Source organism: Tumebacillus amylolyticus (assembly GCF_016722965.1).
GTDB lineage: Bacteria > Bacillota > Bacilli > Tumebacillales > Tumebacillaceae > Tumebacillus > Tumebacillus amylolyticus.
This window is the reverse complement of the sequence record NZ_JAEQNB010000004.1, coordinates 85,848-100,296: the sequence shown is the minus strand read 5'-3', so window position 1 is coordinate 100,296 and position 14,449 is coordinate 85,848. Positions and strand designations below refer to the sequence as shown.

16 protein-coding genes are annotated in these 14,449 nt (G+C 55.7%); 2 read left to right on the top strand and 14 right to left on the bottom strand.

Features of this window, described 5'->3' with window-relative positions; translation table 11 throughout:
• Positions 1-56 precede the first annotated feature (56 nt).
• Complete coding sequence (locus JJB07_RS13275; RefSeq protein ID WP_201635776.1) at positions 57-2,354, top strand: lamin tail domain-containing protein; 2,298 nt, start codon at positions 57-59, stop codon at positions 2,352-2,354.
• 51 nt (positions 2,355-2,405) lie between these two features.
• On the opposite strand, the gene JJB07_RS13270 is transcribed toward JJB07_RS13275, so the two are convergent.
• From JJB07_RS13270 to JJB07_RS13210, 13 genes are all read right to left on the bottom strand, one after another.
• Positions 2,406-2,543, bottom strand: coding sequence for a hypothetical protein (locus JJB07_RS13270; RefSeq protein ID WP_201635774.1), 138 nt, complete (start codon positions 2,541-2,543; stop codon positions 2,406-2,408).
• Positions 2,544-2,630: 87 nt separating this feature from the next.
• The gene (gene lysA / locus JJB07_RS13265) at positions 2,631-3,968 is read right to left on the bottom strand and encodes a diaminopimelate decarboxylase (RefSeq protein WP_201635772.1); all 1,338 of its coding nucleotides are present in this window, start codon (positions 3,966-3,968) and stop codon (positions 2,631-2,633) included.
• A 219-nt stretch (positions 3,969-4,187) separates the two neighbouring features.
• Positions 4,188-5,693 (bottom strand): spore germination protein, encoded by a 1,506-nt coding sequence (locus JJB07_RS13260; protein ID WP_201635770.1) that lies wholly within the window; start codon positions 5,691-5,693, stop codon positions 4,188-4,190.
• Positions 5,674-6,276 (bottom strand): stage V sporulation protein SpoVABEA, encoded by a 603-nt coding sequence (spoVAEA, locus tag JJB07_RS13255; protein ID WP_201635768.1) that lies wholly within the window; start codon positions 6,274-6,276, stop codon positions 5,674-5,676. Before spoVAEA ends, JJB07_RS13260 begins: the two co-directional genes overlap by 20 nt.
• A 37-nt stretch (positions 6,277-6,313) precedes the next feature.
• Positions 6,314-6,664, bottom strand: a complete 351-nt coding sequence (spoVAE, locus tag JJB07_RS13250) for a stage V sporulation protein AE (protein WP_201636511.1) — start codon at positions 6,662-6,664, stop codon at positions 6,314-6,316.
• 8 nt (positions 6,665-6,672) lie between these two features.
• Positions 6,673-7,689 (bottom strand): stage V sporulation protein AD, encoded by a 1,017-nt coding sequence (gene spoVAD / locus JJB07_RS13245; RefSeq protein WP_201635766.1) that lies wholly within the window; start codon positions 7,687-7,689, stop codon positions 6,673-6,675.
• A 25-nt stretch (positions 7,690-7,714) separates the two neighbouring features.
• Positions 7,715-8,188, bottom strand: a complete 474-nt coding sequence (gene spoVAC / locus JJB07_RS13240; RefSeq protein ID WP_347338349.1) for a stage V sporulation protein AC — start codon at positions 8,186-8,188, stop codon at positions 7,715-7,717.
• Between the two features lie 119 nt (positions 8,189-8,307).
• Entirely contained in the window at positions 8,308-8,460 is a 153-nt protein-coding gene (locus JJB07_RS13235) for a hypothetical protein (protein ID WP_201635764.1), read from the bottom strand.
• Positions 8,461-8,523: 63 nt separating this feature from the next.
• On the bottom strand, positions 8,524-9,273 hold the full coding sequence (gene sigF / locus JJB07_RS13230) for an RNA polymerase sporulation sigma factor SigF (RefSeq protein WP_201635762.1): 750 nt from the start codon (positions 9,271-9,273) through the stop codon (positions 8,524-8,526).
• 16 nt (positions 9,274-9,289) lie between these two features.
• Positions 9,290-9,730: an anti-sigma F factor gene (gene spoIIAB, locus JJB07_RS13225; protein ID WP_201635760.1), complete on the bottom strand. Its 441-nt coding sequence runs from the start codon at positions 9,728-9,730 to the stop codon at positions 9,290-9,292.
• Positions 9,731-9,734: 4 nt separating this feature from the next.
• Positions 9,735-10,085, bottom strand: coding sequence for an anti-sigma F factor antagonist (spoIIAA, locus tag JJB07_RS13220; RefSeq protein ID WP_201635758.1), 351 nt, complete (start codon positions 10,083-10,085; stop codon positions 9,735-9,737).
• Positions 10,086-10,285: 200 nt separating this feature from the next.
• Positions 10,286-10,849, bottom strand: a complete 564-nt coding sequence (locus JJB07_RS13215) for a TlpA family protein disulfide reductase (protein WP_201635756.1) — start codon at positions 10,847-10,849, stop codon at positions 10,286-10,288.
• Positions 10,850-10,936: 87 nt separating this feature from the next.
• Positions 10,937-11,974, bottom strand: a complete 1,038-nt coding sequence (locus JJB07_RS13210) for a hypothetical protein (RefSeq protein ID WP_201635754.1) — start codon at positions 11,972-11,974, stop codon at positions 10,937-10,939.
• Between the two features lie 263 nt (positions 11,975-12,237).
• Here JJB07_RS13210 and JJB07_RS13205 point away from each other — a divergent pair, with 263 nt between their 5' ends.
• Complete coding sequence (locus JJB07_RS13205; RefSeq protein ID WP_201635752.1) at positions 12,238-13,533, top strand: helix-turn-helix domain-containing protein; 1,296 nt, start codon at positions 12,238-12,240, stop codon at positions 13,531-13,533.
• 75 nt (positions 13,534-13,608) lie between these two features.
• On the opposite strand, the gene JJB07_RS13200 is transcribed toward JJB07_RS13205, so the two are convergent.
• The gene (locus JJB07_RS13200) at positions 13,609-14,322 is read right to left on the bottom strand and encodes an endonuclease/exonuclease/phosphatase family protein (protein ID WP_201635750.1); all 714 of its coding nucleotides are present in this window, start codon (positions 14,320-14,322) and stop codon (positions 13,609-13,611) included.
• Between the last annotated feature and the right edge of the window lie 127 nt (positions 14,323-14,449).

The window sequence follows — 14,449 nt, the reverse complement described above, 5'->3', positions numbered from 1 at the left end:
ATGAATGTGAATCATTCGTGATATTCCTATAAACCTCATAAAGGATGGTGCTCCACTTGTTTACAACTCGTAAACTTCGCATGTCCCGCACGTTGATGACCGCGCTGTTGTCTGCGGGGCTTATCGCAGGACTTCTGCCGACAACTCGCACCCACGCGGCTGCCGTCAATACCCCGCTGATCACAGAAGTCTATTCGGACACCAACGAAACCAACGAACCGGAAGAATACATCGCCATCACCAACCCTACGGCCAGTTCGATCTCCCTCGCCGGTTGGTATCTCCAGATCGGGACCTCCACCGCGAAATTGAGCTTCCCCACCGGAACCTCGCTCTCCGCGGGACAAACTGTATACGTCACCAAGCAAGCTGCAAACTTCAAAACGGAGATGCTGTTCCCCGCCAACTTCGAATACGGGGCTGACACCGACTCCACCGTCCCTCAAATGACCGTCACCGGGTCCGCTCCCGCCATCGCCAATGCGGGCAGCGTCATCTACTTGTACAACGCAAGCGGCGCCAACGTGGACACGATGGCTTATGGCACGGGTACCACAACGACCGGTTGGTCGGGTAGCGGCGTTCCGGTTGTCGGAGCCGGCGAAATCTACGTTCGTGAGAAAGATGAAACGTCCCAACTGTATCCGGAAAGCAACACGGCGGCCGACTGGAAGCATTTGCGTGTCTACGCAGCCGGTCAATCGCGCTATGGAGCCCCGACCTACACGTTTGCAGGAAGTGTACAACCGTACTCTTCGCCTGACAACGGGTTCAATACCGTCGTGAGCTTGCTGAACAGTGCGACGACATCCATTGATCTCAATGTCTACGAATTCCAAGCAACGCAACTGATGGACGCGATCACCAACGCCGTCAAGCGCGGTGTCAAAGTCCGCGTCTTCCTCGAAGGTGCTCCGGTCGGCGGCCTCGTCGACCAAGGCAAGTACGTCGCCCAGCAAATCGTCGGCGCAGGCGGCCAAGTGCGCTTCATCATCAACGACACCACCATCGGTGCGTTCAAGCGCTACCGATTCGACCATGCGAAGTACGCGATCATCGACGGCAACCGCGTCATGGTTCAATCCGAGAACTTCGCCGCTTCCAGCCTTCCGTTCAACACCAACTACGGGAACCGCGGCTGGGGGATTATCATGAACAACGCAAGCGTCGCGTCGTTCTACTCCACAACGTTCAACGGTGACTGGAACGTCAACGCCAAGGACTCGTTCCCGTACACGGCATCCAGCACCAAATGGGGTGCGCCGACGGCCGGCTTCGTGGCGGACACTTCCACCCCGACTTCGACGTACAAAGGCAACTTCAAGAACAAGCCGATCAACGGCGAGTTCACCGCGAGTCCGATTTTCGCTCCGGACAGCACGTTCTTGCAAAACAACTCGATCCTCGGTCTCGCGAAGTCGGCCACCCAGAGCCTGCTCGTTGAACAGCTCTACGCTCACAAATTCTGGGGCACGCCGTCGACCGGCAGCACGACGACCACCCCGGACCTCTATCTGGAAGAATGCATCAACGCCGCTCGCCGTGGCGTCAAAGTTCGCATCTTGCTCGACTCTGCGTTCTTGGACACGACCGATCCGCGTGACAACACGTACACCGTTCAATACGTGAACGACATCGCAGCCTCCGAACACCTCGACATGCAAGCGAAACTGATCGATTTGAAAACGCTGGGACTTGAAAAAGTCCACAACAAAGGCGTGCTCGTCGACAGCAAAAAAACCCTCGTCTCTTCGATCAACTGGTCGGAATCTTCGCCGGAGAACAACCGCGAAGCAGGCGTGATCATCGACAACACCGAAGTCAACGCGTACTACGAGCAATTGTTCTGGTATGACTGGACGGCCGGCATGCAAAATTGGAGCCCGGACGAAACCAAAGGCACTTCGAACGTCGTCATCTCCGAGGTCGATTATGACACCAACGGCTCTGACGCGACCAAAGAATACGTAGAGCTTTACAACAAAAACAACGTCTCCGTCGATCTCTCCGGCTACAAACTCAGCAACAAGTCCGGTTCCTTCACGATCCCGTCCGGCACCGTGGTCCCGGCGCACAGCTTCCTCATGGTCGGCAAGGACAGCACCGCATTTACTTCGTTCAAAGGCTTTGGCCTTGACGTCTCCGGTCTGAGCTTGACACTGACCAACACCGGCGACGACCTGTATCTGAAAAACGCGTCCGGCACCGCCGTAGACGAAGTGGCATGGATGAACTACGTATCCGGCTGGGGTCTTGCCACCGGCACGGGTCAAGTTCTCTCCCGCACCAACCCGACTGTTGATACCAACACGTCAACCGATTGGTCGGTCACGACTCCGAATCCGAAAAAGTAACGCAGGTACACAAAAAGAGCACCGATTCCTCGGTGCTCTTTTGTATTCTCGTTACGCTTTCGCAGCTACCCGACGACCACCAAACATTCCGGAGATTGCCGGCCAAAACGGACTGATAAACCCGTAGAAACTCCGAAACGTTCCAAAGAATGTGAACAAACGCGGCAAGAACAACAAGAGAGTTGCCATCGTAGTCATCCCTCCTCTCAAGCTATCCTATGCCTGGGAGAAAGGACTTGCCCTCCGCGCCTGTCCACATCGGAAGCGTTACTTCCCCTACGACTGGCTCAAAACTCCGTCCATCAACCGCGCTGGGACGACGTCGAGCGACACGAGGTCATCGAAGCTTTCGCGCTTGACGACGACATCCGCGACTCCGTTTTGCACGAACACGACCGCCGGACGAGCGATGCGGTTGTAGTTGGACGCCATGCTGTAGTTGTAAGCGCCGGTGCAAGAAACCGCGAGGATATCCCCCGCTTGTACCTCCGGAAGCTTCGCGTCCCAAATCAGCATGTCGCCCGATTCACACGCTTTGCCCGCAATCGAGACGACTTCGGTCGGTTCTTCGGTCGCACGGTTGGCGAGCATCGCTTCGTAGACCGCTTGGTACAGCGCCGGACGCGGGTTGTCAGACATTCCGCCGTTCACCGACACGTACTTGCGCACGCCCGGGATGTTCTTGGAGGAACCGACGGTGTACAGCGTTGTACCTGCATTGCCGACGATGGATCGGCCCGGCTCGATGACCACTTCCGGATGTGCAAGACCCAGAGAGTCAAACGTTGCTTTCACGCCTTCCGCAATCGCTTCGATGTACTGTTGAACTTGGAGCGGGGTATCGCCTTCGGTGTAGCGAATGCCAAAGCCGCCGCCTACGTTCAGAACGGAGAGGTCTTTCGCGCCCCATTCCTTCACCGCTTGGGCGAACAGATTCCCCACGATGTCGATCGCATGCTTAAAGCCTTCCGTTTCAAAGATCTGCGACCCGATGTGCGAGTGCAACCCGACCAAACGAACGCCCTTGGTCTGCAGGGAGAGCTGAATCGCTTGCTGTGCCGCCCCGCTCTGCAGATCGAACCCGAACTTCGAATCCTCTTGACCGGTCGAGATGTACTCATGCGTATGAACTTCAACCCCGGGAGACAGACGAAGCAAAATGTCGGCGACGACGCCCTTCTCGACCGCCAAAGCGCCGAGCAGCGCAAGTTCATGGAAGTTGTCGACGACGAACGCTCCGATGCCCGCGTTCAACGCCTGTTCAATTTCGTCCGGGGTCTTGTTGTTCCCGTGGAAATGGATGCGCTCCGACGGGAAGTTCGCTTTCAGCGCGGTATGCAGTTCGCCGCCCGACACGACGTCGAGCGCCAACCCCTCTTCCGCCACGATGCGGCACATCGCCAACGTGCAGAACGCCTTCGATGCATAGGCGACTTCATAACGCAGACCGGTAGCGTCCCAAGCAGACTTGTAGGCACGCATCGTCTCGCGCATCAACTGCTCGTCGAACACATACAAAGGGGTTCCGAACTTGGAGGTGAGCTCCGTGGTGTCCACGCCTCCGATCTCAAGATGCCCGTGCTCATTTACCCGACTCGTCCCGTGCAAATACATGTGCTGTCGTCTCCTCTCGTCTCTGGCCACGCTTCTATACGTAAAAAAGCCGACGAATCCGAATGTCGTCGACCGTTGCAGGTACTCTTATTACGGTACGTATCTAGATTTTTTATTACGTCGATTATACAAAGAATCGTCATACAATGCAATGCAGGATATGCACGAGTATACAAAAAAGTGTCGCAATTGGGTGCGACACTTTTTTCCTGACTTTTTCTAGTTCGGTTGACGGTCCTTGTCACGCGGGTGAACGATCGAAGGTCGAGCTTTTTTCTCACGAACGGGTGCGCGTACGAGGATGTCGAGGAAGGCACGACCGTTGAACGGAATCAGCGGCCACAGGTACGGACGGTTGATCGATTTCGTGGTGAGCAGCAAGATCATCCAGATGCCCACGGCGACCGCCAACCCGATCCAATCGAAGATGCCGACCGCAATAATGAAGAACATCGCCGAGAGCTTGTTCGCCATCGACAACTCGTAACTTGGCGTCGCGAAAGTCCCGACCGCCGATACGGCCAGATAGAGAATGACCTCCGGCGAAAACAGCCCGACTTTGACGGCGATGTCCCCGATCAAGACGGCGGCCACCAAGCCCATCGCAGTGGCAAGCGGGGTCGGCGTATGAATCGCCGCCATCCTCATGAGGTCTATCCCAACCTCCGCCAAGATGAACTGCAACACGATCGGAATCGCCCCGACGTTCTCAGGCCCGAGAAACTCCAATTGCGTCGGCATCCATTCCCGATGAATCAACGTAAAGAGAATCCACAACGGCACCAAGAACATCGACGCGAGAATCCCGGCGAACCGAATCCAGCGTATATAGGCCCCTACAACGGGGTTCTCTCGAAATTCCTCCGCATGCTGTACATGGTGAAACAGCGTCGTCGGCGTAATCATTACAGACGGAGATGTGTCCACATAGATCAGCACGTGACCTTCCAAGAGATGGATCGCCGCCACGTCCGGACGCTCCGTATAACGCACGACCGGATACGGGTTGAAGCGGTTGCGGCGGATCAAGAACTCCTCGACCGTTTTCTCCGACATGGGAATCCCGTCGATCTCGATGCTTTTCAACCGATTTTTGATTTCCTCGACCAGCTCCAGGTCGGCGACGTCCTGCAAAAAGGCCACGCAGACGTCCGTTTTGGAGCGTGCCCCGATTTGCAACGTCTCCATGCGCAGACGCGGGTCGCGAATTCGGCGGCGCGTAAGGACGCAGTTTTGCACCATCGTCTCGACAAAGCCGTCACGAGAACCGCGTACGACGCGCTCCAACTCCGGCTCACTCGGTGTTCGAGCCGGATAGCTGCGGGCGTCGATCAAGAACGCCCCGTCGTATCCGTCGATCAAGAGGCACGTCTGACCGGAGAGAATCGCCGTGATGATCTTGTTCGTTTTGTCGACTTTATCGACTTGGATATGCGGCAGGAACGTCCTGAACAGTTTGTCATACGTATCGACAGCCAACTGTTCCCGTTTTAACGTTGAGAGGTTGCGCAAGAGCTCGTCGAGAATGTCATCCTTGACGAAGCCATTGACATACAGGAGACACATATCGTGTCCCCCAAATGTCACTTCGCGCTTGACCATATCAAAACTCTGTCCGATCCCGAGCACCCGCTCGAAGAACTTCAAGTTCTCCGACAAGCGTTTCTCGAGCGGCAACTCCTGATCGGACGGTGGGATGTCCACGTTATTGAGGATCTGTGGCATTTTCATATCCACTCCGTTTCAAGATTTCTAAAAAGGCCGCTTTGGTCACCGGTGCGCCCTTCATAAAATGGTCTTTGCCCTGCATCTTTCCGATATCGCCGACGCCGACGATGATCGGGATGTCGCACTCCGACAGCACATCCACGGTGTCTCCGTAGACAACGCCATCCCCGGTATTGGCAGGGATGCCGTCTTTGTCCACCCCATCCTCGATGAGGCGCAAATTTTGGTCGATGGAAAAGTTAACATGCACCCCTTCGACAAAAGGTGTGTTCGAAGCGACGGCCACTGCACCCAACACCTCAATCTCCGGATGGTTGGTCAGGTACTGGATGGCTTGCTCGCCGTATCCGAAGTCACCATTGCCGTTGTCGTCAAACATGACGACGACCGGGTCGTGCTTCGCATGTTGAACGAGTCGCACGATCTGCTCGCCGTCCAGCGGGGTCGGATTGCCGGACGAACGCGAGATTACGCGGCAACCCACTTGCTGCGCTGCCTCCTCAACGGCGCGACGAGCCACTTGGTCGCCGTCTGTTACCACGATCACCTTGCGTTTCCCAGTACCTTGGTGTTGAGCCATGATTCCCATCACTCCTTCTGTCGGTAGTTGTGATCCCTTAGCCCTTCGCTCGGAAGACTAACGCGGCGAAGAACGAGAAGACAATCGCGGCTGAAATCCCCGCAGAGGTCACTTCAAAAATTCCGGTGATCAATCCCACGATGCCATGCGTTTTCGCTTCGGCCATCGCCCCGTGCACCAACGCGTTGCCAAATGACGTAATCGGCACGGTGGCACCGGCTCCTGCAAACTTGATCAAGGGTTCATACAGACCCAATCCGTCGAGCACGGCTCCGGCACAGACGAGGATGACCATCACATGGGCCGGGGTCAATTTCGTCAAGTCCATCAGCAATTGACCGATGACACAGATGCCTCCGCCGATCAGAAACGCCCAGACAAACGTCATGGAAAACGTCATGCTCCGCTCCCCCTCTCAATCACAACCGCATGGGCGACACAGGGAATCGATTCCCCCTGCTGGCTGGAGAGCGGAGAAAGCAAAGCTCCGGTCGCACAGACGAGGATGCGCCCCAACTCGCCTTGTTGCATGCGACGCATCAAATGCCCGTACGTGACCACTCCGCAGCAAGCGCATCCGGAACCCCCTGAGAACACTTCTGGCTGATCAGGGTCGAAGATCAAGATCCCGCAGTCTTTGATCTTGTCGCCCAAATACAACCCCTGCTCTTCCATCAACTCCACCGCGAGCGGGAGGCCGACACGAGACAAGTCGCCCGTGACGATCAGATCATAGTCCTCAGGCGTTCGCCCCGTGTCTTGAAAGTGGCAGAGAATCGTATCGGCCGCCGCCGGTGCCATCGCAGCGCCCATTTCAAACGGCGACTTGATGCCCAAATCCACCACTTTGCCGATCGTGGCATGGGTGATGCGCGGCCCGAGGCCCGTTTTTCCGACCAAGGCAGCAGCACCGCCTGTGACGGTGCATTGTGACGAGGGCGGTTTTTGACCTCCGTACTCGGTCGGGTAGCGAAATTGACGCTCGGCGGTGGAATTGTGCGAAGCGGTTGCCGCCAGCGCATGCTTGGCAAACCCGCTGTCCACCGTCATCGCGGCCAACGCCAGCCCTTCCATCGACGTGGAACAAGCGCCAAACAACCCCAAGAACGGAACTGCCAACGTACGTGCCGCAAAATTAGCCGTGATGATCTGGTTGAGCAGGTCGCCTGCATACAGCACATCGATTTGCTCAGATGTCACATTCGCTTTTCGCATCGCAATTTCAACTGCCGATTCTAAAAAGCGACGCTCCGCTTTCTCCCACGAATCCTGCCCGAAGTAGGAGTCTTCGTTGATCTCGTCAAAGTCCATCGCCAGCGGCCCTTGGCCTTCCTTGGGTCCGACAATCGCGCCGGTGCCAAGCAAGACGGGCTTGGAATCAAATCGCCAAGTCTGTTGACCGATCAGCGGCATCTCAGCACCTCTCCTCTCTTCAACCTCAACTTGCGGCCATCTGGAACAGCGTTTTGACCAAACCGATAATGAACGCAGCCACCGTGCCGAACACGATGACAGGTCCGGCCAGTTTGAACATCTGCCCGCCGATGCCAAGCACGGTGCCTTCGCTGCGATGTTCAATCGCAGCGGACGCCATCGAGTTGGCAAACCCTGTAACCGGCACGGCCGAACCTGCTCCGGCCCATTGGCCGATGCGGTCGTATACCCCGATCCCCGTCAACAATGTCGAGATGAAAATCAAAACAGCAACCGTGGGGTTACCGGCGTTTTTCTCGTTGAATCCGAAGTATGCGATGAAAAATTGCTGGATGAACTGTCCGATCTCACAGATCAGTCCCCCGACGAGAAACGCCCGAATCGAATTGGCGATGACGGGCCGTTTCGGCGTGAGTTCCTTGGCGCGTTTTTGATAATCCGCCTTCACTTGCAAACCACGCTTGACTTTGACGCTCACGAGACCACCACCCTCTCCATGCCTTGGTTACCTGTAGGTGTAGAGTACCCATTTCAACAAAAAAGACACCGCCCGGCAAAAGTTGCCGGACGGTGCCTTTTTTGTGAAAACCCGGTATATCAGACGCGCTTGGCGTTGGTGATGCGATCATACTTGACGGCGACTTGTCCACACCACCAATAGTACCCACCGGCACTTCCGGCGAGCAGGCAGAGCACAACCGCCACCCAGAGGATGCGTGACCGTGCGGACTTCGGGATCGATGGTTCCATAACCTGCGGTTCACCTCTCAACAAAAGGCTCGATGTCCGTAGTATGGAACGAATCTCGACCCCTTAACCCCCTAATTGATCACGAATCTGCTGCATGATTTTTTTCTCCAAGCGTGAGACTTGAACTTGCGAGATGCCGAGCACCTCCGCGACTTCTGCTTGGGTCTTGTCGCGGAAGAAGCGGAGGAAGACGATCAGGCGCTCCCGTTCGGGCAAACGGGCGAGCGCGTCGTGCAGGGCGAGCTTGTCGAACCATTTGTTCTGCGCTTCGTCCGAGATTTGGTCCATGAGGTAGATCGGGTCTCCGTCGTTTTCGAACACCGTCTCGTGGATGGAAGCCGGCTGGCGCATCGCTTCTTGGGCGAATACCACTTCCGTCGGTTCCATGCCGAGCGCTTCCGCCACTTCGTTGATGTGCGGCTGGCGGCCCAGTTTCTTGGCGAGCTCATCGCGCATGCGACGCACATGGCGGGCGGTTTCCTTGAGCGAGCGGGAGATCTTGACGCTGCCGTCGTCGCGCAAGAAGCGCTGAATTTCGCCGATGATCATCGGCACGGCGTAGGTCGAGAACCGCACGTCATAGGAGAGGTCGAATTTGTCGATGGCTTTCATCAACCCGATACAACCGATCTGGAACAAATCGTCCGGCTCGTAGCCCCGGTTCAAAAAGCGTTGGACCACTGACCAGACCAGCCGTTGGTTGCTCAGAACCAGCGATTCACGGGCGGAATCGTCACCGGACTGCGACTTGGCGATCAGCTCTTTTACCTGCACATCCGAATATTTTAGATTTGGAGTCGTTGTTTTCTCCATGTGGTTGCCCCGGCGCCTAGTGCTTGGCCAAGGAATGATTTTTCATGAATTTCACCATGCGCACGCGGGTGCCCACCCCGGGGCGCGAGACCACTTCGATCTCGTCCATGAAGTTCTCCATGATCGTAAAGCCCATACCCGAGCGCTCCAACTCCGGCTTGGACGTGTACAGCGGCTCGCGAGCTTCTTCGACATCGTCGATGCCGCGGCCTTGGTCTTCGATGATCAACTCCACGTTGCCTTCGATCAGCGAGCATTGGATATAGACTTGGCCTTCTTGCTCTTCGTAGCCGTGAATGATCGCGTTGGTGACCGCTTCCGAGACGACCGTTTTGATTTCGGTCAATTCTTCTACCGTCGGGTCGAGTTGCGAGACGAACGCGGCCACCGTGACGCGGGCGAACGATTCATTTTGCGAACGAGCGGAAAATTTCAGTTCCATGTGATTGTTCTGCATGACTTTACGCCACCCCCGTCTCAGACAATGCCATCGATTCCGTTGCGTAGATGCGGAGAATCTTCAGCATCCCGGAAAGTTCAAACAGCTTGATCAGTTGATCGTTGACCGAGCAGAGCGACATGCGACCGCCACCTGCCGTTACGCGTTTGTAGCGGCCAAGGATCACGCCAAGACCGGAGGAATCCATAAACCCGAGCCCTTCAAAATTCATGATCAAGTGCGGAGTCCGGTGGCGGTCCAATTCACCCTCCACCTGTTGTCGCACTTGCTCAGCCGTATGATGATCCAATTCGCCAGACATACGAACGATCAGCGTATCTCCGCTGACGACCGTCTCGATTTGCAAACTCATGTTGGCTCCCTCCTCAGGAAGTTTTTCTCGTCTTGGGCATACAGTTCTACCTTGAAATTCCCGGTTCCTCCCCCTCGACAAAACGTCTATCCATTCGAGGAATCTTGCCATTTTTCGCGGGACAGAATGACAAAAAACCCCTCCCGTTCTCACTGAAGTACCAGTGTGACCACAAGGGGTGCTTTGTATACGCGATGGAGTTATTTTGTTTTGGGCAGGAGTTTTTCGAGGGAGTCTTTGGTCAGCGGGCCTTGGATTTTTTGCAGGATTTTGCCGTTTGCGTCGAGCAGGAACGAAGTCGGGATGACCATGATTCCATACGCGTCGGCGACGCTTCCATCGGTGTCCAGCAGGTTCGGGTACGAGATGTGATGGCGTTGAAGCAGGTCCTTCGACACGTTGGCGGCGTCTTGCGAAGCGAGGTTGACCCCGACGAGTTGCACACGGTCTCGCAATTCCTGAGAGGCAGCCGCCAAGTCGGGGAGTTCTTGGCGGCAAGGTCCGCACCAAGAGGCCCAGAAGTTCAGCAGCAGAAGTTTGCCGCGATACTCGCTGAGTTGGTGCCGTTTGCCTTCGTAGTCGAGGAGAGAGAAATTCGGGGAGACCATCCCCACGACCGCCGTTACAGGGGTTGCCGTTTCTTGAGCCGAATCGTGGGCGGAGATGAGCACGCCCTGAGCTGTGGACGATGTGCATCCCGCAGTGCCGAGTGCCAAGGTGGCAACACTGAGCAGACAGGCAAGTTTTCGCAGTTTCAGGTTCATGTCAATCCCTCCAATAGGTTCATCATGCCCGATTGGAAGAGATTGTACCCGGAGTCTCTCTACTACTTTTCTACTATAGAATACTGCCTAAAAGTCGAGGCCTCCTTCGGTCAGCGCACGGTGCATGCGCATCTGCACCGGGTAGGACACTAACTCGAACCCGCCGACGATAAATCCGTGGCCTTGCTGGCCCTGCGTTTGCTCACGTGCATGCAAGCCGCGGAGAAAGTCCTCGACAGGCGTGGTGAGGACATCGCGCTTGGTCAACAAAAGCGGCGTGTATTTGCCCCGGTACGAAAGGGCGCTCGCGGCCGTACCGACCGGCCAAGGCTCCATCGGAACCAGCGTGACGGGCGACGAGCTTCGTTCTCGCTTTCCCCAACCGAATCGTGATTTATGGCGGAATTTTGCGAAGCGGACCGACATGTCGTACGCATCCGCTCCTCCGACCCACGCCTCCACTTTCGAACCTAAAGCTTTAATCTCACCGGCGATCCGGGCCGGAAGCCAGGCTTCGGGAGACGCGACGAAGACCCGCGTGCGAGGGTGTTTTTTTAACCAACGCACGGTGCTTGGATAGAGACCCTGTTCAGAGGCGAACAGAATCGGCGCACCGGTATGTGCGGCATAACCGCCTGCCACCGTGCCGCCCGCGCAGGGATCGCTTGAGACGAGCAAAGCGTTGCCCGACTTTTTTCCAATCTCAAGCTCGTTGAGAAATTCGATCGTTTCCCAGAGATCATGTCCGATGACGTGCCAGAGTTTGAATCCAAGGTCGGCGAGATCGTGCAACGTGCGAGCCGGCATCACTCCAATGACGATCACTTGGCCCGGCAGACCGTTTCCGCGCGGTGAGAGACGAATGAGTTCGCGGGACACGGTGTCCTCAAGTCCGTCTCCCTCTGTAAACAAAAGGGCCGCGTCATAAGGGTGATGCATAAGACGGGTGGCGGCCAGCACCTCGGGATAGCACGTCGGGCTCGCCAGCAACACGGCGTTGGGTCGTGCAGCCGGATACACCGTTTGGGTGATGCCAACGGCACAACTCACGGAGTCCCAGCCCAGAATTCGCGTCGTGGCCGTGGTCGAAGCTTGATAGAGAGTCGGATGGTACCGGTCGGACACCTAAACCCCTCCTTTCCAACAGCCTTCAGAACATCTTGCATCTCTATTCACAATTTATGCGGTCAATTTCCTAGTCTTGACTGGACAGTGAAGAATCCATCTGGTATATTTGTCAGGAAACTCGTATAACCTGTATAATATTTAAAACGTGACTGCTGTTCATGTTTTGACAGGAAAACCTATTTCCTTTAGTGGAATGCTGTAGTACAATATAGACACACGAAAGTTTTAGTTTCATAACTACTGGGTGGGAGGGTTACCCAATGACTACTACATCACTTGGACAGAAAATCAAGGAACTTCGGATTTTGAAGGGTCTCACTCAAAGTGACCTCGGCGCTGGCATGGTGACACCAAGCATGATCTCTCAAATTGAAGCGGATAAAGCGAATCCTTCTCATAAACTCCTCTGCGCCATCGCAGAAAAGTTGGAGACTTCGGTCGACTACTTCTTGACTGACATGCAAACCAAACTCGAACAGACCAGCACCTACAAGCTGGCCAAAGCGTTTATGGAATCCAGCGAGTACGACCGTGCAATCTCCTTGCTCGAAGAGCTCTTGGAGAACCCGGCTCCGCACTTGCAACTCACCAACATCTCGTTTGACCTCGCGAACTGCTACTTGCACGTCGAGCAATTCGAACGCGCAACCGAACTGTTCGAGGACGTTCTCGACAGCTCGATTCGCACCGGCGAGCACAACACCGCCGTTCTCGCGTTGAACAAACTGGGCGTCATCCAACTGCGCAAAGAGAATCTCCTGCTTGCACAGTTCCACTGGAAAAAAGCCTACCAGATCATCTCCCGCACGGAGAACATCGACGTCTCGACCAAAGCGTTCGTCATCACCAACCTCGGGATGGTCAATCTCAAGCTTGGCGAATACAACGATGCGCTCAAATACTACACGGAGTCGTACCAACTGCTCCAAGGCACGAACTACTTGAAGCTGATCGGCGAAACCTACAACGGTCTCGGTCACGCAAACAAGGAAATGAAAAACTACAAAAAAGCGGTTGAGCACACCCAAGACGCGATTGCGATCTTCAAATCGCTCAACTATGTCAAGACTTCGTATGACAACAAAGTCAACTTGGCGATCATCAAAGGCGAAGAAGGCAAGACCGAAGAAGCGCTTGCGCTGCTCGACGAGTGCATGGAAGGCTACTCCAAGCACGGCACCGAGATCGACATCGCAAACGTCCACTCCGAAATCTCCCGCCTCTTGCTCAAAGTGGGCCGCTACGCAGACGCGGAGAAGCATGCGACGCAAGCTCTCCAGTTGATGGACCCGTCGATGCGCGAAATTGCGTTCCTCTACCGCACGCTCTCGGAAATCAAGCTGATGACCGAAGAATTCGACACCGCCGTTGAATTCGCAGAGAAAGCGATCGAACTGTTCCAAAGCAACGACATGATCGGGCAACTCACCAAGACGTATGCCCTGCTCGGCGAGATCTACAAATCCCGCGGCGATTTCCTCTCCGCAACGGAATCCCTGCAGAAGATGCAAACGATCGTGGAGTCCAACCTTCGCGACCGCATCTTGGTGATGTAAGACAACGTTTGTCACAACCGTTCAAAAGAAGATCACCCCTGCATTGTATGAGATGCAGGGGTTTTTTTATGACCCTTACTCTTGGTTCCAATCCAGTTCGCTGACCAGCGGAACATGGTCGGATGCGCTGCTGGTGACGGTGTAACTTTTTGTCGCTTTGAACTGCTTGGACGTGAGCACATAGTCGATCTGCTCGCCGCTGCCGGGGAACGTCTCGATCCGCTCCGGGGTCGTCGGGTGTAGATTCGCAAGCCACGGTTTGAGCTCCACAGATGTGAGGTCGGTGTTGAAATCCCCCAACACCAGCAACGGAGTTTCCTCCTCCCGCAGACGCTTGTCCAGCGCTTCGACGTCGCGGGCGCGCTCCCCTTGCAGAAGCCCCAGATGCGTGACCATCACGCGCACAGGCTCCCCTCGCACCTGTAACGTGGCGAGCAGGGCCACACGGTCCTCCTTGGCGCTTTTCAACTGAATGCGCTCGGTGGAGAGGATCGGGTAGCGGGAAAGCAGTGCATTGCCAAACTGGAACGGTCCGACAGTGAGTGCCGGTTCGAAATGATAGTGCAAGCCCAGAGCTTCCGCGATCAAACGCGGCTGGTCTTCAAAACGAGAGCGCGGGCTGTGCCGCTCGATCTCCTGCAGCCCGATGATGTCGGCGTCCGTTTCTTGGAGTGTCTTGATTGTTTCCTCAAGATTCAGTTTATTTTCCGCATCTTTGCCGATATGGATGTTATAGGTCGCCACTTTCAGTTTCAACGTCTCACCCGGGAGGCGAGAAACAGCGCTCACGTCTCTTTGTGCAAAACTTGTCCGCTCCGTATGCGGCATGATTAGTCCCAGGAGCGCCGCAGCCACCCCCAGAAGTACAACGTAAGACCCTCTCTTCATCTCGTTCACCCCATTGCCCGTCAATTGC